The following is an 18,611-nucleotide window of genomic DNA, read 5'->3' as shown; positions in this document are numbered from 1 at the left end:
CTTGACGCTCAGGCCGCGAGGTCGTCGGAGGCGGGCGGTGCCTGACCGATCGTGGCGGTGGGGACTGCGGGAACGGCGGGGGCGGCCGTCTTGACGCGCCGCGCGGTGCGCAGCACGCCGACCACCAGGCTGGGCCGCATCAACGCGGTCGGCGGGTCGACCAGGCCCGCGGCCCGGAAGAACGCCTCGGTGAACCGGCCGTCGACGGTCGCCGCGGAATGCAGCTTCGCCATGTAGGCGTTGCCCATCTTGACCTTCAACGGACGCGGGCCCTCGACGCCGGGGAAGGCGAGGTCACCGCCCGCCGAAATGTCCCACGGCACGTCGATGATCGGGCTGATCTCCTTGAAGAACCGCAGCGGGCGCACCCCACCCTCGTCGAGGTGCTTGCCGAGCTGGTCGGCCTCCATCGCCGCGACCGTCATGCCCTGGCCGTACACCGGGTTGAACGCGCAGACGCCGTCCCCGATCACCAGCATGCCTTCGGGGAATCGGCGCAGCTTGTCGAACCGGCGGCGGACACTGGCGGGCACCTTGAAGCTGGTGATCTCGCTGATCGGCTTCGCGGTGCGAACGGCCTGGTAGATCTCCGGTGCTTCCAGCGTCTTGGCGAACCCGAGGAAACCCTCGGCGTCACGCGGCGGGTGGTCGCCGAGCAGGCCGGTCTGCGACAACAGGGCCACGTTCCCCGGCAGGTTCACGAAGAACGCGCCACGCGGGTTGGCGGGCGAGGCGACCGGGTTGATCGCCAGATCGTCGCCGAACGGGTCGGTGTCCAGCTCGAAGAGCCTCGAGGTGTAGGCGAGGTCGATCTTGATCTTCTCCTCGGCCGGGCGCTCGTAACCGAGTTCTTCCAGCCACACCGACGAACGGCTGCCGCGGCCGGTGGCGTCGACGATCAGGTCGGCGTCGATCGTTTCGGGTTCGGCGTCGTCGCCGGTCACCCGGACGCCGGTGATCCGGGCGTGGTCCGCGGTCGCGACCAGCGACTGGATCACCGTACGCTCGCGGACCTCGACGTTCGACAGCGCGAGAACCCTCGCCCGGACGTGCTCTTCGAGCTCCGGGCGGGTCGCGGACACGCTGAGCAGGCCGGAGTTCTTCTGCTGCAGGCGTTTCCCGTTGAAGTACCAGCGCAGGCTGCCCGAGAGGTCGCCGCTGGGGATACCGTCCGCGGTCAGTTCCGCCTGCAGGCCGGGAAAAAGGTCTTCGAGGATCTGCTGGCCGCGTGCGAGCAGCGCGTGCGCGTGGTGCGCCTGCGGTACGCCGCGCCGGGTACCGGTGACGTCGACGATCGTGTCACGCTCGACGATCACGACGGCGCGGTAGCGCTCCGAAAGTACGCGAGCGGTCAGCAGGCCGGCCATGCCGCCGCCGAGCACGACGGCGCGTTCGCCAAGGTATTCGCCCATCGCGGGATGCCTCCAATAGGTAGTCGGCCGGGCCGTCGGAGTCCGACACGTGAAGAATCGTCGTCCGCCCGGTTCCCTGGAGCGTCTCTTCGACTGCGGTTTCCCGTCCGCTCCACCCCACCACCTCGGGAATGCGTTGTGAGGCAACGGGTTCAGCCGAACAGGACCGCCGTTTCTCGAGTGGATCTCAATTCCCGGTTGTTAGCGTCGCTCAAGTAATTCCGGCCGTCGGCGTAGTTGGAGAGGTGTCATGCGCACAACGACCCAGATCCTCGTGATCGGCGGTGGCCCGGCGGGTTCCACCGCTGCCGGGCTTCTGGCCAAAGAGGGCTTCGAAGTCACTCTTCTCGAGCGGGAACACTTCCCGCGCTACCACATCGGTGAATCGCTGCTGCCCTCGTGCCGCCCGATTCTCGAGCGCCTCGGCGTCTGGGACAAGATCGCGTCGGCCGGCTTCCAGCCCAAGGGCGGCGCCTACTACTTCTGGGGACCCGAGGAGTGGGAGGTGCGCTTCCGGCAGCACGGCCGTGACGGCAGCACCAGCGCGTGGCAGGTCATCCGCGCCGATTTCGACAAGATCCTGCTCGACCACGCGCGCGAGGTCGGCGTCGACGTCACCGAGGGCATCGCGGTGAAGAAGCTCGACTTCGACGGCGACCGTCCGGTCGCGGCGCACTGGGCCGAGGCGAAGAACCCGGCCAACTCCGGCCGGATCGAGTTCGACTACCTCGTCGACGCCTCCGGCCGCGGCGGCGTGATGGCCACCAAGTACCTGAAGAACCGCAAGTTCCACAACGTCTTCCGTAACGTCGCGGCCTGGTCGTACTGGAAGGACGCGAAGGAGCTGGACCGCGGGCCGCGTGGCGCGATCACCGTCGCCTCCGTCGGTGACGGCTGGTTCTGGGGCATCCCGCTTCCCGACGGCACGATGAGCGTCGGCCTGGTCACCGGGAAGGACTCCTTCAACGCCGCGCGCAACGAACTCGGCGGAGTGGATCCGGTGTACCACAAGGCGATCGGCGACTGCCCGGCGATCCAGCAGCTGCTGATCGAGGCCGAGCAGGTCACCGAGGTCAAGGTCGAACAGGACTATTCGTACGCGGCCGAGCAGTTCCAGGGCCCCGGTTACCTACTCGCCGGTGACGCCGCCTGCTTCCTCGATCCCCTGCTGTCGACCGGTGTGCACCTGGGCACCTACAGCGCGCTGATCGGCACCGCCGCGATCAGCAGCGTCATCCGCGGAGAGATCAGCGAGACCGAGGCCTGGGACTTCTACGAGGTCGTCTACCGCCGCGCCTACGAACGGCTGCTGGTGCTGGTGTCCACCTTCTACGAGAGCTACCGCGGCAAGGAGCACCACTTCTTCCGCGCGCAGCAACTGTCCGAAAAGGACTGGGGCGGGATGGACGTGCAGGCCGCCTTCGACCGGTTCGTCACCGGCATCGCCGACCTCGAGGACACCGAAGAGGTCTACCGCCGGATCCAGGGTCACCTGCTCGGCGACGAGAGCGGCAAGCACAACCCGCTCGACAACCTCAACCGCGTCCACGAGCACAAGCAGGCACCGGAGAAGCCTGAAAAGGCGATCAACGGGTTGTACCTGAGCTACGAGCCGCAGATCGGCATCCGGCGCGCGTGAGCGCCTCCGCACCTCCACCGGCCTAGGGAAAGGTTCCTCATGTCAGCCACGCTCCACGGTATGCCCGAGCGGTTCGACGTCATCGTCATCGGTGGCGGTCCGGCGGGCGCGACCTGCGCCGGGCTCCTCGCCCAGGAGGGGCATACGGTCCTGGTCCTCGAACGCGAACGCTTCCCCCGCTACCACATCGGCGAATCCCTGATCCCGGTCGGCATGCGCCCGCTCCAGGAGCTCGGCCTGCTCGAGCGCATGGAAGCCCGCGGCTTCGAGCGCAAGTACGGCGGCAGCCTGGTGTGGGGAAACCGGGACGTGCCCTGGAACTTCTCGTTCATGAAGGCCGCGGAGGGCACCTACGCCTACCACACCCGCCGCGCCGACCTGGACTCGCTGATCCTCGACCGTGCCCGTGAACTCGGCGCGTACGTCGTGGAGGAGACGACGGTCAAGGACGTGCTCCAGTCCGACACCGGCCGGGTCACCGGTGTCCGGTTCACCCTGCGCGGCTCGGCGGGCGAGTACGAGGCCACCGCCTCGCTGGTCGTCGACGCGTCCGGCCAGTCCCGGGTGATCGGCCGGAAGTTCAGCGACATCACCTGGCACAACGAGCTCCGCAACGTCGCCGTCTGGACCTACTACGACAACTGCGAGCGGCTGCCCGGCGACGAGTGGACCAACATCCTCATCGAAGGCACCGACGAGGGCTGGTTCTGGGGCATCCCGATCGACAAGGGCACGATGAGCGTCGGCTACGTGACCAAGTCGGACGTCGCCAACGCGGACGACCAGTCGCTGGAACAGATCTTCCTGACCGAACGGGACAAGACCACCCGGCTCAAGGGGCTGCTGGCCAACGCCCGTCAGCACGCGGGGTACCGGACGGCGCGGGACTGGTCCTACACCAACGAAACCTTCTACGGCGACGGCTGGGTGCTCGTCGGCGACGCGGCCGCGTTCGTCGACCCGCTGTTCTCCACCGGCGTCGCGCTGGCAACGCTGGCGGGCAGCTCACTGTCCAAGGTGGTCAACCAGATTCTGGAACACCCTGCCATCGAGGAAAAGGCGCTCGACCGGTACGCCGGGAACTACCGCGCGTTCTTCGACGAGATCCGGACCTTCGTCGAGCGGTTCTACGACCGGACGAAGTACAAGGAGTACTACTACGACCTGGCGCAGGAAATCGTCGACCCGGATCAGCTCCACGCGCCGAGCACCGACTTCGTCACGTTGATCTCCGGTCTGTCGGGCAAGCACCCGCTGCTGAACATCAGCCTCGACGACCTGATCGCGAACGTCGTCGAACCCTGAGCGAGGAGTGCCCGTGGTGGAGACCAAGCCCGGCACCGGTTTCCGGACGCTTTGGGTCTACATAGGACTGGTCGTCGTCCCGGTCGTGGTCGCGATCGTCCTGCTGTCACAGGGCGACGACGGCGGGAGCGTCGCCGACGGCAAGGCGGCGGCCGGGCCTTCGCTGGCACAGCTGCTGCTGGCGATCACCGTGGTGGTCGGCGCGTGCAAGGTGGTGGGCTGGCTGGCCCAGCGGATCGGGCAGCCCGCGGTGATCGGCGAGATCACCGCGGGCATCCTGCTCGGCCCATCGGTGCTCGGCGCGCTGTGGCCTTCGGGCGCGGCCGCGTTGATCCCGAAGGCGACGGTGCCTCAGCTGAACGTCGTGGCGCAACTCGGCGTCATCTTCTTCGTGTTCCTCGCCGGGCTCGAACTGAACACCAAGCTGTTGCGCGGACGCGGGCGGCTCGCGGTGGTCGTCAGCCATGTCAGCATCGCGCTGCCGTTCCTGCTCGGCGTCGGGCTCGCCATGTTCGCCTACGCCCGGTTCGCGCCCGGCGGCGTCGGATTCCTGCCGTTCGCGCTCTTTTTCGGGGTCTCGATGAGCATCACGGCGCTGCCGGTGCTGGTGCGGATCCTGCACGAGATCGGGCTCTTCCGCAGCGAGGTCGGCGTGGTGGCGCTGACCTGCGCGGTGGTCGACGACGTGACCGCGTGGAGCCTGCTGGCGCTGGTGATCGCGCTGACCACGGCGTCCTCGCTCGTCGGTGTCGTGCTGACGGTCGTGCTGACGGCGGTGTTCGTCGCGGTGCTCGGGCTGGTCGTGCGGCCGCTGCTGCGGAAGCTGGTCACCCGGGTTCCGGCGGCGAGCCTGCAGAAGGCCGCGCCGCTTTCGGTGGTCGGCGTGCTGCTGTGCGCGATGGCGACCGAATGGATCGGGGTGCACGCGATGTTCGGCGCGTTCGTATTCGGCGTGGTCTTCCCGCGCGACAACCCGATCGCGACCTGGTTGCACGAAAAGGCCGGCGGGCTGACGACGGCGTTGATGCTGCCGTTGTTCTTCGCCTACAGCGGGCTGCGCACCGACATCGGCCTGCTTTCCGGTGGCGGCGCGTGGCTCTGGTGCGGGGTGATCCTGCTCGTGGCCGTCGCGGGCAAGCTCGGCGGCTCGGCGCTGGCCGCACGCGCTGTCGGCGAGAGCTGGAACCGCTCACTGCAAGTGGGCACACTGATGAACTGCCGTGGCCTGACCGAACTGGTGGTCCTCAACATCGGTCTCGACCTCGGCGTGCTCTCCCCGACGCTGTTCACCATGCTGGTGATCATGGCGCTGGTCTCGACCGCGATGGCGGCGCCGATGGCGACCTGGTTCGCCCGGCGTGACGGCCAGAACGTGGTCGATTTCCTCGGCCGCACCTCCGAACGTGCGGCGGCCTGAGCCACCGGCAAGCAGGAAGACGCCGCACCGTCCGCCCACTGCGAAGCTGGGACCGTCGACAATCTAGGAGGTCAAGGTGTCGAGCACCGATGTTCCGACGCGGGAGGAGCTGGTCCGCCGCGTGGCCGAACTGGCTCCCGCACTGAAGAAGCACTCGAACTGGTCCGAGCAGAACCGGCGGGTGCACGAGGAGTCCATCGAAGCGCTGGCCGACGCCGGTGTCTTCAAGCTGCGCCGCCCCAAGCGGTACGGCGGTTACGAAGCCGACACCCGCACCCTGGTCGACGTCGCCACCGAGATCGGCCGCGCCGACGGCTCCACCTCCTGGGTGGCCTCGGTGTACTGGATCCCGACCTGGATGGCCTGCCAGTTCCCGGAGGCGGTGCAGGACGAGGTGTTCTCCACCCCGGACGTCCGCGTCTGCGGCACGTTGAGCCCGTCCGCGATGGCCGCCCCGGTCGACGGCGGGATCGTGGTGAACGGCAAGTGGGGCTTCATCAGCGGGGCGCTGCACGCGCAGTGGCAGGAGATCATCGCGATCCTCGTGCCACCGGAGGGCGAGCCGTACCCGATCATGGCGCTGGTGCCGATCTCGGATCTGCTGATCGTGGACGACTGGGACACCTCGGGCCTGCGCGGCACCGGCAGCGTTTCGACGGTGGCCCAGGACGTCTTCATCCCGGCGGAGCGGGTGCTCCCGCTGCCCGCGGTGCTGGAAGGTCAGGGCACCGCGTCGGCGTCGATCTACCGGGCCCCGTTGCTCCCGGTCGCCTCGGCGTCTTCGGTGGGGACGCTGGTGGGGATGGCGAGGGGCGCGCAGGACACCTTCCTCAAGCGCCTGCCGGACCGCAAGATCACCTACACCGCCTACGATTCGCAGCGCGAAGCTCCGATCACGCACCACCAGGTGGCCGAGTCGGCGATGAAGATCGACGAGGCCGGGTTCCACGCGCACCGTCTGTCCACTTTGGTCGACACGAAGACGGCGGACGGCACCCCGTGGAAACTCGAGGAGCGCGCGATCGCGCGGGCCGACCTCGGCGCCGTGGTCCGCCTCGCCAAGGAGGGGATCGACATCCTCGCCTCGGCTTCCGGCGGCTCGTCGATCTACCAGGGCATCCCGATCCAGCGCATCGCCCGCGACGTCGCCGCGGTCAACCTCCACGCGCTGATGCACCCGAACACCAACACCGAGTTGTACGGCCGCGTGCTCTGCGGGCTCGAGCCCAACACCCTCTACATCTAGGAGGATTCCCCGATGACCACGACCGAAACCGGCACCGGCACCGCCGCCGACCAGGCGGCGATCGCGGCGCTGACCCAGAAGGTGATCGCCGCGTGGGCCTACCACGACGCCGACGCGTTCGCCGGCGTCTTCACCGACGACGGCACGATGATCCTGCCCGGCGTCTACAAGAAGGGCCGTGAGGAGATCCGGTCGTTCCTCGTGGAATCCTTCGCGGGCAACTACAAGGGCACCCAGGTCACCGGGCGCCCGCTGGAGATCCGCTTCTTCACCCCGGACTCCGGTGTCCTGATCACCCAGGGCGGCGTGCTCGGCCCCGGCGAGACCGAGGTCGCGGACTCCCAGTCGATCCGTGCCTCGTGGACGGTCGTCAAGCGGGACGGCGCCTGGCACCTGGCGTCCTATCAGAACACCCCGGCCAAGCAGCAGCTGCCCAAGCCGGGCACGGCCGCCTGACCTCTCCCCACCGGAACCCGGGCCCCTCCCCAGGGCCCGGGTTCCGGGCTGTCCGCTGGCCGTGAAGGCCAAGTCCGTGAAGGCCTCCTTGAGGGACTCTGGGTCCCTCAAGGAGGCCTTCACGGACAGCTGTCTATCCGATGGTGAAAACCTCGACGGGGTGCGGGATGCGGATCTCCCCCGCGGCGAACGTGCCGAGTTCGCTCACGGCGTCCAGTAGCTCCGCGCGACTCGTCCCGCCGCACCACGGCTGGTGCCGGGCGAAGGTCAGGAACTCGAGAAGACGGTGTGACGGCTCGGAAACCGGCACCACGATCTCCGCGCCCACCGTGACGGACCGGAACTCGACGCCGAACCGCGTCAGTTCCTCCGCGAGGGTCTGCGCGAACAGCGGACGCACCACGCCTTGCCGTGCGAGGGAATCCGCGAAGGGGCCATTCAGCCGGTTCAGCGGGGTCACCGCGACGAAGAGCCGTCGGTGCCGGTTGCGGGCCTCCTTCAGCGCCGCCATGCCGTCGTCGGCACCGAGGTAGCACAGCGACTGGACGAACAGGCCGTACTCGGTCGCCGTGATCCGGCTGTCGGCGACGTCGGCCATACTCGCCGTGAACACGCGGTGGCCCCGCACCTTCGGCAGCCCGGCCAGCTCCGCGCGCAGCCGTGTCACCGCTTCGCCGTTGGTGTCGACGCCCTGGAACCACACCGTTCTCCGCGGCACCCGCGCGATCAGCTCCAGTTCGAACATGCCGAACCCGCAGCCGTACGACGTCAGCTCGAGATCGGCGCCCGCCCCGATCTGTCTCGACGTCTCCTCGGCCATCAGCCGCTGCTGATCGGTCAGGCTCCGGAAGGTGGCATTGCAGGTGTTGTAGTCCAGCTCGTCCATGAGCGCTCCCTGGTCAGGCCCCCGAAACACCGAAGCCGTGGCGCACACGCGCCACGGCTTCGGCAGTCGAGCGGCGAATACTCAGATCCGCTTCTTCAGCGCACGTACCGAAAGTGCCCCGAAAACGATCGCGATCACGGCAGCCCAGACGAGCGACCAGATCACCGCCGAGGTGACTCCGACGCCACCGTTCATCAGCCCGCGGCACGCCTTGAGCAGGATCGCCACCGGGCTGACCTCCGCGAACGCCTGCAGCCAGGACGGCATCGACTCGACCGGCGCGAACACCCCGCTGACGAAGTTCAGCGGCAGGATCACCGCGAACGCGAACACCTGGACCTTCTCCGCCTGGTCGGCGGCGACGCCCACCAGCGTGGGCACCCAGGAGAACGCGATCGCGAACACCAGCAGGAGCAGCCCGGCCGCCAGCACGCCGAGGAAGCCCTTTTCCGGCCTGAAGCCGAGCAGCAGCCCGACGCCGACCACCAGCAGCACGGACCAGACCTGCTTGAACTGGTCGCCGACGATCCGGCCGGCCAGCGGCGCCCAGCGCGCGATCGGCAGCGAACGGAACCGGTCGAACACGCCCTGGGACAGGTCGGTGTTGAGGCCGATGCCGACGTTGATGGTCGCGAACAGCATGCTCATCACCAGCATGCCGGGGATCATGAACTGCAGGTACGCGTGCCGGTCGCCGGAGATCGCGCCACCGAAGACGAACGTGAACAGCAGCGTGAAGATGATCGGCTGGAAACTGATGTCGGCGAGCTGCTTCGGCTCGTGCTTGACCGAAACCGTGCTGCGCCAGGCGAGGGTGAACATCTGAGAGATGCCCTGGAAGAACCCGACCCGGGACGAGAGCTGCCGCGGCAGCGCCGTGTTCGCGGCGGTCATCGGATCTCCTCCTCGGTCTCTTCGGCCGTCTCCTCGGCGGGGCGGCCGGTCAGGCTCAGGAACACCTCGTCCAGGCTGGAACTGCGCAGGGACAGTTCGCCGATGACGATGCCCGCCTCCTCCAGCCGCCGGACCGCACCGGGCAACGCCGCCGGGTCGGTGACCGGGACGCTGACGACCTGGCCCGAGACGTCCGGGGTCACGCCGGCGATCTCGCCGACCAGCCGCACGACCTTCTCGAGGTCGGCGGCCTGGGTGCCGCGCACCGTCAGGCGCTGGGCGCCGGTGCTGGCCTTGAGCTCGTCAGGAGTGCCCTTGGCGATCACCTTGCCGTGGTCGACGACCACGATCTCGTCGGCGAGGGCGTCGGCCTCTTCCAGGTACTGCGTGGTCAGCAGCACCGTGACGCCGTCAGCGACCAGGCCGCGCACGACGTCCCACAGCTCGAGCCTGCTGCGCGGGTCGAGACCGGTGGTGGGCTCGTCCAGGAACAACAGCCGCGCGTCCCCGACCAGGCTGGCGGCCAGGTCGAGCCGACGACGCATACCGCCCGAGTAGCCCTTGGCCGCCCGGTCGCCCGCCTCGGTGAGGGAGAACCGCTCCAAGAGCTCGTGCGCGCGGGCCTTGGCCGCCCGCCGCGAAAAGCCGAGCAGCCGCCCGATCAGCAGCAGGTTCTCCACCCCGGTCAGGCTTTCGTCGACCGAGGCGTACTGCCCGGTCAGGCCGATCAGCTGCCTTACCTGGTGGGCGTCCTTCTGGATGTCGTAACCGGCGACGGTGGCGTGGCCCTCGTCCGGCGTCACCAGGGTGGACAGGATCCGGACCGTGGTGGTCTTCCCGGCCCCGTTCGGGCCGAGGACACCGAGCACCGTGCCCGTGCGAACAGCCAGGTCGACCCCGTCGAGCGCGGTCGTCTCGCCGAACCGTTTCACCAGCCCTTCGGCGTGGATCGCGAATTCCGTCTCGTTCCCCCGCTGTCCCGGGCCGGCCCTCGACGCGGTCGCGGGTTCGACGTTCTGCAACATGACGCACTACCTTCCTGTTCCTCACCGAGACGTTCTCGTGCGGTTACATCATGCGACCGAGCGCCGCACAGGAGCAGTGAATGATTAATCTTTTGAGTATGAATTCTTCATTTTCGGGATGAATATCCCAGTCTGCCGATCGTCGTACCGGCGCCGAGAGTACCGGAATCGCGCACTGTCGATCTTCTCCATAAATGCGGTCAATAAGCGTGGTCCCTTACCGAATTCCGCTGCTAACCTGCGAAAGTCAACCACTTCGGGAAACGCATTACCCAACCCCGGGAAGGATCGTCACGGTCATGGTCGCCGTCATCACCGCCACCCCGCGGACCAGCACGGTCTTCGCCGGATTCGCCGCGTACGGCGCCTTGTGGGGACCTTATCTTTCGATGCTGCCGGACGTCCGGCACGCCACCGGCGCGGGTGAAGCACAACTGGGTGCCGCATTGCTGATCGGTGCCCTCGCGGCGATGCCCGCGATGTTCGCGATCGGCAGGCTGCTCGACCGATTCGGCCGCCCGGTCGCGGTCGCGACTTTCGCCGGATTCGCGCTCATCGCGCCGATGCCCGCACTCGCCGGATCCGTTCCGGCGCTGTTCCTGACATTGGGATTGTTCGGATTCGGATCCGGCGCCTGCAATGTCGTCGTGGTCGCGCTGGCCGCGTCCGCCGAAGCGGGTGACGGGCCCCGCGTGATGAACCGCGCGCACGCGTTGTTCAGCGTCGGCCTGTTGACGTGCAGCCTCGGCACCGGGGCGGCCCGGACGGCGGGGGTACCCGCCGAAGTGATCGCGCTGACGCTTTCGACGCTGGTCGTCATCGGCGCCATCGCGGCGAGGAAGTCCGTGCCAGGACGGCTGGTGCGTCAGGGCCAGGAGCCGGGACGGCGGCTGAAGCTCGCCCCGGCGATCCTGTTGCTCTGCCTGCTGGCCGCGCTGGCCATGGTCGTGGAAAGCGGGGTCCAGCAATGGAGCGCGGTGTTCCTGGCCGACGTCACCCGGGCGCCGGTCGGGATCTCCGCGGCCGCGCCCGGCATCTTCGCCGCGGGTATGGCGCTGGGCAGGCTCGGCGGGCACTGGATGGCGGGCCGCGCGTCGGACCGCTGGGTGCTGCTCGCCTCCGGCGCGCTCTCCGGGGTGGGCGTGCTGCTGCTTTCGATGGCCGACGCGCCGGTGCACGGCCTGCTCGGCACCGCCGTGGTCGGCGGCGCGATCTCGGTGTCGACGCCCACGGTCTACGGGCTGATCGGACGCGGCACGACCCCGGAGGACCGCGGCGCGGTGATCGGCTCGGCCGCGTCACTGGCCAGCGTCGGCCTGCTGCTCGGTCCGGCCGTGGTCGGCCAGATCGCCGGCCACACCGACCTGCGGTTCGCCATCGCGGCCTTGTCCGTGGCCTCGGTCGCGGTCTGTCTGCTCGCGTTGCGCATACCCGCCCGGAATCAATGAACGGAGGATGATCCCGATGGCCGACGTCACGGGAGGCAGCGGAGGCGCTGATTTCGCCGAAGGGCGGCACCGGCGGCTGCTCGTCGGGGACGGCGTCCCCGACGGATGCCCCATCAGTTCCCGCCACCGCGACGGACAGCGCGAATGGCTGGTGAGCGGCTATTCCGAAGCCCGCGATTTCCTGCGCGACAAGCGATTCAGCCGAGCGGTACTGGCCGAGACAGCCCATCCGCGCGGCCCGGCCACCCGGATGTCGGTGACCGAGCTCGACCCGCCGCGGCACACCCAGATCCGGAAGCTGATCGGCGGCGCGTTCTCCGCTCGCCGCGCGGAGCAGTTGCGCGAGTACGTCGAAACCTCCGCCGCGGACCTGCTCGACAAGCTGATCGACGACGGCCCCAGCGCGGATCTGATCGCCGATTTCTGCGCCCCGCTGACCTTCACGTCGCAGGCCGAACTGCTGGGTGTGCCGCCGTCTCGCCGTGAGGCCGTCCGCAAACGCGCGAACGGGCGGCTCGGTGAGCCCGGCTCGTCACGATCCGCCGTCTACCAAGGCGAACTGCTGCTGCACGACGAGGTCACGGCGATGCTCGCCGACACCGAGGACCCGCCGTCCGGGCTGATGGCGGAACTCGTCGAGGCACACCGTTCGGGAGTGCTCGAGGAAAGCGAGCTGACCGGGCTGGCGTCTTCACTCTTCTTCGACGGGCACGCGCTGGCTGCCGCACAGATCGCCAACTCGGTGCTGTGCCTGATCTCCCGGCCGGGCCTGCTGGGCGCGCTGGACTCGAATCCGGAACTGGTGGAGGCCGCCGTCGAAGAGGCGTTGCGGTACAGCCCCGCGGTGAACTTCAGCATGACCCGGGTCGCGACGGAGGAAGTCACCCTCGCGGACACGCGGATCGAACCGGGCGACCTGGTGACGGCGCTGCTGTCGGTGGTCAACCGCGACGAGGACGCCTTCACCGAGCCCGACCGGTTCGACGTGGAGCGGCAACCCCGGCACCTGTCGTTCGGGCACGGCACGCACCACTGCATCGGCGCCCACCTCGCCAGGGTCGAGATCCAATCGGCGCTGCGCGCGCTTTCGCGTCGCGCGCCGCTGCTCTCCCTCGCCGTGCCCGAATCTTCGCTGACCTGGACGGTCTCTCCGACGATGCGGACATTATCGGCATTGCCGGTCCGCTGGACTTCTTCCGGTGTGCTCGATCCTTTGGACCGTCGCGCACAGTGGTGGGAGGATCGCCCGGCGGCCTGAACCCAGGCTCCGGGAAACGAAAGGAGTTCGTCATGCGCGAAATCGCCGCGGGACTGTTCATCACACTGGACGGTGTGGTGGAACGGCCCGAACGCTGGATGGATCTCTACTGGTCCGACGAGATGACCGAGGGCATCAACGAGAGCCTCGACGCCTCGGACGCCGTTCTGATGGGCAAGGACACTTACCTCGCCTTCGAACAGTTGTGGAAGCCGCAGGGCGACAGCAACCCGATGGCGGCATTCCTCAACGGCACGCACAAATACGTCGTTTCTTCGACCCTCGACGAAGCGACGTTGACCTGGCCGGACACGAGCCTGATCACCGGTGACATCGCGGGCGCGATCACCGGCCTGAAGGAGGAATCCGGCAAGGCGATCCGGGTGCCCGGAAGCCCGAAGCTGGTTCGCTGGCTGCTCACCGAGGGCCTGCTGGACGAGCTCGCGCTCAATGTCATGCCGTTGGTGGCAGGCGAGGGAATGCGGCTGTTCGAAGACGTCGGCAAGGAGATCCCGCTGACGCTGACGAGTGCGAAATCGCTGAATACCGGCGTCGTCGGCACCGTCTACACCCGCGCCTCCTGAATCAGGAGCGTGAAATTTTCATTTCCCCGTCGTGACGATCACATAGCCCGACATGGCGCGAACGGGCTACCGGAGTACCCACGGCGCTGCGATAATGGCGAGCAGGCGCGACCATTCTCGCGCATCGGCGAAGAAAGGAACCTTCTGTGACTGCCGCAGCCCGCAAGACCAGGCAAAAACCGGCGGGTGAGGGAATCCGCGTCACCGGCGCTCACGAGAACAACCTGAAGGACGTCTCACTCGAACTCCCGAAGAACCAGATCACGGTTTTCGTCGGGGTGTCGGGCTCCGGGAAGTCCTCGGTCGTGTTCGACACGATCGCCGTCGAGGCGCAGCGTCAGCTGAACGCGACGTTCCCCTGGTTCATCCGCAACCAGCTGCCCAAACACGAGCGCCCGCACGTGGACAGCATCGAGAACCTGACCACGCCGGTCATCGTCGACCAGCGCCCGCTCGGCGGGAACGCCCGCTCGACGGTCGGCACGGTCGCCGACATCCATCCGCTGCTGCGGGTGCTGTTCTCGCGTCAGGGAAAGCCCAGCGCCGGCAATCCGTCGTTGTACTCGTTCAACGACCCCAACGGGATGTGCCCCGACTGCGAAGGCATCGGGCGGGCGGTGCGCCCGGATCCCGAGCTGATGCTCGACATGACGAAGTCGCTCGACGAGGGCGCGATCCTGGTGCCGGGTTACCCGGTCGGCAGCCCCGGCTGGCAGTTCTACGCCAACCACGACGCCATCAACCCGGCCAAGAAGCTCAACAAGTACACCGCGAAGGAGATGGACACCCTCCTGCACGGCAACGAGGGCAAGGTCCAGCTCACCTTCAAGAACGGCAAGACGCAGACGCTGACGTTCGAGGGCCTCGTCGCGAACTTCACCCGGCGCCATCTCAAACGCGACACCGGCTCGATGAGCGAGAAGACCCGCGCCCAGGCGGAGAAGTTCATCTCCGAGGGCACCTGCCCGGCCTGCCGCGGCGGGCGGCTGAGCGCGGCGGCGCTGGCGACCAAGCTGGCGGGCAAGAACATCGCGCAGTGGTGCGAGCTGCAGATCACCGATCTGATCGAGCTCATCCGGTCCATCAAGGACAAGCAGACCTCCGCGATGGCGCAAGGCGTGCTGGCCGCGCTCGAACGCATCGAAGCGATCGGCCTCGGCTATCTTTCGCTGGACCGGGCGACGACGTCGCTGTCCGGCGGTGAGGGGCAGCGGCTCAAGCTGGTCAAGCACCTGGGCAGCGACCTGACGGGGCTGACCTACGTCTTCGACGAGCCCAGCGTGGGCCTGCACCCCCGTGACGTCGGGCGGCTCAACGACCTGCTGCGGGCGTTGCGGGACAAGGGGAACACGATCCTGGTGGTCGAACACGACCCGGACGTCATCGAGATCGCCGATCACGTGGTCGAGATCGGGCCGCGCGCGGGCGTGCACGGTGGCGAGGTCGTGTTCGAGGGGACGTACAAGCAGCTGCGCGCCGGCAAGACCCTCACCGGGGCCGGGCTGGCCCGCTCGGGCGTCGTCAAGGCGGATCCACGCGCCGCCAAGGGAAAGCTGCCGATCCGGCGGGCTTCGCTGCACAACCTGAAGAACGTCACGGTCGACATCCCGACCGGGGTGCTCACCGCGGTCACCGGTGTCGCGGGCTCGGGCAAGAGCTCGTTGATCTCCGGCGTCTTCCGCGAGGCGCATCCGGACGCGATCTTCGTGGACCAGACGCCGATCGCGGCGTCCTCCCGTTCGACGCCGGCGACGTACCTCGGCCTGATGGACCCGGTGCGCAAGCTCTTCGCGAAGGCGAGCGGAGCGAACGCGGCGTTGTTCAGCTTCAACTCCCAGGGTGCCTGCGAGGAGTGCCAGGGCCGCGGCGTGCTGATCACCGAAGTGTCCTATATGGACCCGATCACGACGCATTGCGAAAGCTGCGACGGGCGCCGTTTCAAGGACGAGGTGCTCGCGCACGAACTGCGGGGCAAGTCGATCGCGGACGTGCTGGAACTGTCGGCGGAACAGGCGGCGGAGTACTTCACCGAGGCAGCGGTGCTGGCGAAGGTGAACGCGCTGATCGAGACCGGGCTCGGCTACCTCGGGCTCGGGCAGGCGCTGAGCACGCTCTCCGGTGGTGAACGCCAGCGGATCAAGCTGGCGGACCGGCTTTCCGGCGGCGGCAACGTCTACATCCTCGACGAGCCGACCACCGGCCTGCACATGACCGACATCGACATGCTGCTCGGCCTGCTCAACGGCATGGTCGACGCGGGCAACACGGTGGTGGTCGTCGAGCACAACCTGGCCGTGATCGAGCAGGCGGACTGGATCATCGACCTCGGTCCGGGTGGCGGAAAGAACGGCGGCGAGATCGTCTTCACCGGCACGCCCGAGAAGCTCCTGACAGCGGAGAACTCGCTGACCGGCGAGTACCTCAGGCGCTACCAACAGGCCGACTGAACAAGCGCGTGAAGGCCCCCTTCCCTCGGTTCGATCGAGGGAAGGGGGCCTTCACGCGTCAGCGAGCAGGATTCGAGACGCCCCACGCCACCGAGGATCGCCATGCTGAAAGCAGGTTCGTCGGTGAGGAGGCTCGATGGCGGTGCGTCTGGCGCTGGCCGGGGGGCTGGAGTGGCTGGATTCGATTCCGGAAAGCGAACGCGCGACGGTTTTCACGGCGTTGTTCGCCATCTGCGACGGATCCGCGTTCTTGACCTACGGCGTATTCAAGGTCGGCGGCGGTCGCGACCGATTCCTGCTGACCGTGGCCCCCGAACTGGCGGTCCGGATCCGGATCGACTGGGCCCGTTCGGAGTTCGAGCTGCTCGGGTTCACCCGGCGGACCTTCGGCTGGCCGCGTGAGCTGGACGCGCTGTGAGGCGCCGCGGCATCCGGGCGCGGACAGGACACGACCGGCCTAGGCGAAACTCACGAGGGAATGCGCATTCGTTTCAATCCCGTCGCCGGGTGATCGAAATGCCGTAGACTCCACCACGAAGCCACTGAACTGGGGTGCGAGGTGCTTCGTGGTGATCAAAGTGCTGCTCGCTGAAGATATGCATATGGTCCGTGGGGCTCTCGTGGCCCTGCTGAACTTGGAACCTGACATAGAAGTGGTCGCCGAAGTAGCTTCGGGCGACCAGATCCTGCCGACCGCGAAATCGGTCCAGCCCGATGTCGCGGTCATCGACATCGACCTGCCGGGCAAGGACGGCTTGACGGCGGCCGTCGAGATCCACGAAAGCCTGCCCGGCTGCCATACGCTGATCCTCACCAGTCTCGGCCGTCCCGGCACGGTCCGGCGCGCGCTGGACGCGAAGGTCAACGGCTTCCTGCTCAAGGACGCGCCGTCGGACAAACTGGCCAACGCGGTGCGGTCGGTCGCGGTCGGACGGCGGGTGATCGACAGCGAACTGGCGCTGGCCGCCTGGGAAACCGACGACTGCCCGCTGACCGGCCGCGAGATCGAGATCCTGCGGGTGACCGCGCGCGGCCGCACCGTCGCCGACATCGCGGCCGAACTCTTCCTGTCCCCCGGCACGGTCCGGAACTATCTCGCCGCGATCGTCACCAAACTCAACGCCCGCAACCGGGTACACGCGATCCGCATCGCCACCGACGCCGAATGGCTGTGACTAAGGAAGGGTCACCGGGCCGATCTTCACCGGGCCGAGCCGCAGCACGCCGTCGTCCAGCGGCACGCAGCATTTCCCGCCGCGGCCCCGTAGCGCGCGGAAGGTGCCGGACGGATAGACGACGTCCATCCAGGCACACGGGTTCGCGGGCCGGTGGATCTCGAACCGCACGGGTCCGTCACCGGAGTCCAACGTGACAACGGACCCCCGCGGCAAGGCATCCACGTCGAAGCCCGACAGCACCACGTTCCGCCGAGTCAAGAGCGGGTCCCCAGGGACGGACGAAGAGAAGAGTGTCACCGCGGCCGCACGATGCGCGGGATGGTTGAAGTACCGGTCACCGACCAGTCCCAGTCCCGCGCGCACCACGACATGGTCGCGCGAGACCGGCTCTGGATCGGGACGAGGGCCGTCGGAAGGACGGCCCTCGTAGGCGTGCACGCCGGACACGTGCAGCGCGACGATCAGCGCTCGCCCAGCTGCCATTCCGGCCGCACGTAGTGGCAGGTGTAGCCGTTCGGGATGCGCTCCAGGTAGTCCTGGTGTTCGGGCTCGGCTTCCCAGAAGTCGCCGGCCTGGGTCACCTCGGTGACGACCTTGCCCGGCCACTTGCCGGAGGCGTCGACGTCCGCGATCGTCGCCTCGGCGACCTGCTTCTGCGTGTCGTCGGTGTAGTAGATCGCCGATCGGTAGCTGGCGCCGAGGTCGTTGCCCTGGCGGTCACGCGTCGTCGGGTCGTGGATCTGGAAGAAGAACTCCAGGACCTGACGATACGAGAGCTGAGCCGGGTCGAAGACGATCTCGATGCCTTCGGCGTGCGAGCCGTGGTTGCGGTAGGTCGCGTTCGGCACGTCGCCGCCGGTGTAGCCGACCCTGGTGGAGACGACTCCGGGGTGCCGGCGGAACAGATCCTGCATACCCCAGAAGCAGCCGCCCGCGAGAACAGCCTTTTCCGTCACTGTTGATCTCCTCTGGTCGTTGACACCCAGTACAACGTGTCGCACCCTCCCTGTCATCCCCGCCCAAGTGTGACGGAACGCTTACGTCCACCGTGCGTCTCACCCTGTGTGAAGCTCCTGCTAGCGGCCCTGGCCCTCCTGCTCGCCGGCTGCACGACGACGCAAGACACCCCGAAGGCCGAAGACGCCTTCAAGTTCGGCGGGATCACGATGCCCGCGAGCGGCAAGGTGCTGGAGACGAAGTACGAGCGGGGCATCGACGTGATGTACAGCGTCGTCCTCACCCTTCCGACGGAGGACGTCCCGCAACTGCTCAAGGCGTCGAATTTCGCCCCCGGTGTCACCGAGGACGATCAGCTCATCGACGGTCACCGTGTGTATCGCAAGGTCACCGTCGACGGGACCACCGTTCACCTCAGACTTTTCACAACGTGAGTACTCAGCGTGAAAAAGATGGGCC

At 67.8% G+C, this 18,611-nt stretch carries 18 protein-coding genes; 12 read left to right on the top strand and 6 right to left on the bottom strand.

Translation table 11 applies throughout. From position 1 onward, the window contains the following. Positions 1-8: 8 nt before the first annotated feature. Positions 9-1,412, bottom strand: a complete 1,404-nt coding sequence (locus ACZ5IK_RS02885) for an FAD-dependent monooxygenase (RefSeq protein ID WP_465486285.1) — start codon at positions 1,410-1,412, stop codon at positions 9-11. A 250-nt stretch (positions 1,413-1,662) separates the two neighbouring features. On the opposite strand from ACZ5IK_RS02885, the gene ACZ5IK_RS02880 reads away from it, so the two are divergent. The 5 genes from ACZ5IK_RS02880 to ACZ5IK_RS02860 all read left to right on the top strand — a co-directional run bounded on the left by ACZ5IK_RS02880 (position 1,663) and on the right by ACZ5IK_RS02860 (position 7,475). After that, positions 1,663-3,051: an NAD(P)/FAD-dependent oxidoreductase gene (locus ACZ5IK_RS02880; protein ID WP_410600321.1), complete on the top strand. Its 1,389-nt coding sequence runs from the start codon at positions 1,663-1,665 to the stop codon at positions 3,049-3,051. A 39-nt stretch (positions 3,052-3,090) separates the two neighbouring features. Further along, positions 3,091-4,356: an NAD(P)/FAD-dependent oxidoreductase gene (locus ACZ5IK_RS02875; protein WP_465486284.1), complete on the top strand. Its 1,266-nt coding sequence runs from the start codon at positions 3,091-3,093 to the stop codon at positions 4,354-4,356. Positions 4,357-4,369: 13 nt separating this feature from the next. After that, positions 4,370-5,773 (top strand): cation:proton antiporter domain-containing protein, encoded by a 1,404-nt coding sequence (locus tag ACZ5IK_RS02870; protein ID WP_465486283.1) that lies wholly within the window; start codon positions 4,370-4,372, stop codon positions 5,771-5,773. A gap of 76 nt (positions 5,774-5,849) precedes the next feature. After that, on the top strand, positions 5,850-7,019 hold the full coding sequence (locus ACZ5IK_RS02865) for an acyl-CoA dehydrogenase family protein (protein ID WP_465486282.1): 1,170 nt from the start codon (positions 5,850-5,852) through the stop codon (positions 7,017-7,019). Between the two features lie 12 nt (positions 7,020-7,031). Then, positions 7,032-7,475, top strand: coding sequence for an SgcJ/EcaC family oxidoreductase (locus tag ACZ5IK_RS02860; protein WP_005165897.1), 444 nt, complete (start codon positions 7,032-7,034; stop codon positions 7,473-7,475). Positions 7,476-7,608: 133 nt separating this feature from the next. On the opposite strand, the gene ACZ5IK_RS02855 is transcribed toward ACZ5IK_RS02860, so the two are convergent. The 3 genes from ACZ5IK_RS02855 to ACZ5IK_RS02845 all read right to left on the bottom strand — a co-directional run bounded on the left by ACZ5IK_RS02855 (position 7,609) and on the right by ACZ5IK_RS02845 (position 10,280). Continuing rightward, positions 7,609-8,361 carry a hypothetical protein gene (locus ACZ5IK_RS02855; protein ID WP_465486281.1) on the bottom strand — a complete coding sequence of 251 codons (753 nt, stop codon included), beginning with the start codon at positions 8,359-8,361 and terminating at the stop codon, positions 7,609-7,611. An 81-nt stretch (positions 8,362-8,442) separates the two neighbouring features. Beyond that, positions 8,443-9,255 (bottom strand): ABC transporter permease, encoded by an 813-nt coding sequence (locus ACZ5IK_RS02850; RefSeq protein WP_410664720.1) that lies wholly within the window; start codon positions 9,253-9,255, stop codon positions 8,443-8,445. Next, entirely contained in the window at positions 9,252-10,280 is a 1,029-nt protein-coding gene (locus ACZ5IK_RS02845; RefSeq protein WP_410664721.1) for an ATP-binding cassette domain-containing protein, read from the bottom strand. The genes ACZ5IK_RS02850 and ACZ5IK_RS02845 overlap by 4 nt, the downstream gene beginning before the upstream one ends. Positions 10,281-10,579: 299 nt before the next feature. Here ACZ5IK_RS02845 and ACZ5IK_RS02840 point away from each other — a divergent pair, with 299 nt between their 5' ends. The 6 genes from ACZ5IK_RS02840 to ACZ5IK_RS02815 all read left to right on the top strand — a co-directional run bounded on the left by ACZ5IK_RS02840 (position 10,580) and on the right by ACZ5IK_RS02815 (position 17,192). After that, a complete protein-coding gene (locus tag ACZ5IK_RS02840; RefSeq protein WP_465486280.1) occupies positions 10,580-11,728 on the top strand; it encodes an MFS transporter in 1,149 nt (382 codons plus the stop codon). A 16-nt stretch (positions 11,729-11,744) separates the two neighbouring features. After that, complete coding sequence (locus ACZ5IK_RS02835; protein ID WP_465486279.1) at positions 11,745-12,986, top strand: cytochrome P450; 1,242 nt, start codon at positions 11,745-11,747, stop codon at positions 12,984-12,986. Between the two features lie 32 nt (positions 12,987-13,018). Next, positions 13,019-13,570: a dihydrofolate reductase family protein gene (locus ACZ5IK_RS02830; RefSeq protein WP_465486278.1), complete on the top strand. Its 552-nt coding sequence runs from the start codon at positions 13,019-13,021 to the stop codon at positions 13,568-13,570. Between the two features lie 146 nt (positions 13,571-13,716). Next, the gene (locus ACZ5IK_RS02825) at positions 13,717-16,017 is read left to right on the top strand and encodes an ATP-binding cassette domain-containing protein (RefSeq protein WP_465486277.1); all 2,301 of its coding nucleotides are present in this window, start codon (positions 13,717-13,719) and stop codon (positions 16,015-16,017) included. 136 nt (positions 16,018-16,153) lie between these two features. After that, positions 16,154-16,435, top strand: coding sequence for a DUF6235 family protein (locus ACZ5IK_RS02820; RefSeq protein WP_465486276.1), 282 nt, complete (start codon positions 16,154-16,156; stop codon positions 16,433-16,435). Between the two features lie 148 nt (positions 16,436-16,583). Beyond that, positions 16,584-17,192 (top strand): response regulator transcription factor, encoded by a 609-nt coding sequence (locus tag ACZ5IK_RS02815; protein ID WP_465486275.1) that lies wholly within the window; start codon positions 16,584-16,586, stop codon positions 17,190-17,192. Here ACZ5IK_RS02815 and ACZ5IK_RS02810 read toward each other — a convergent pair whose 3' ends face one another. Both ACZ5IK_RS02810 and msrA read right to left on the bottom strand, forming a co-directional pair. Next, complete coding sequence (locus ACZ5IK_RS02810) at positions 17,193-17,678, bottom strand: molybdenum cofactor biosysynthesis protein (protein ID WP_465486274.1); 486 nt, start codon at positions 17,676-17,678, stop codon at positions 17,193-17,195. It lies immediately after the preceding gene. Continuing rightward, positions 17,657-18,151, bottom strand: coding sequence for a peptide-methionine (S)-S-oxide reductase MsrA (gene msrA, locus ACZ5IK_RS02805; RefSeq protein WP_101610731.1), 495 nt, complete (start codon positions 18,149-18,151; stop codon positions 17,657-17,659). Before msrA ends, ACZ5IK_RS02810 begins: the two co-directional genes overlap by 22 nt. Positions 18,152-18,259: 108 nt before the next feature. Between msrA and ACZ5IK_RS02800 the strand changes: the two genes are divergently transcribed. Further along, positions 18,260-18,586: a hypothetical protein gene (locus ACZ5IK_RS02800; RefSeq protein ID WP_465486273.1), complete on the top strand. Its 327-nt coding sequence runs from the start codon at positions 18,260-18,262 to the stop codon at positions 18,584-18,586. Positions 18,587-18,611 lie beyond the last annotated feature (25 nt).

Source organism: Amycolatopsis sp. NPDC031561, from assembly GCF_055580625.1.
Note: the sequence above shows the minus strand (reverse complement) of the source record. Positions and strands in the feature narration are given on the sequence as shown.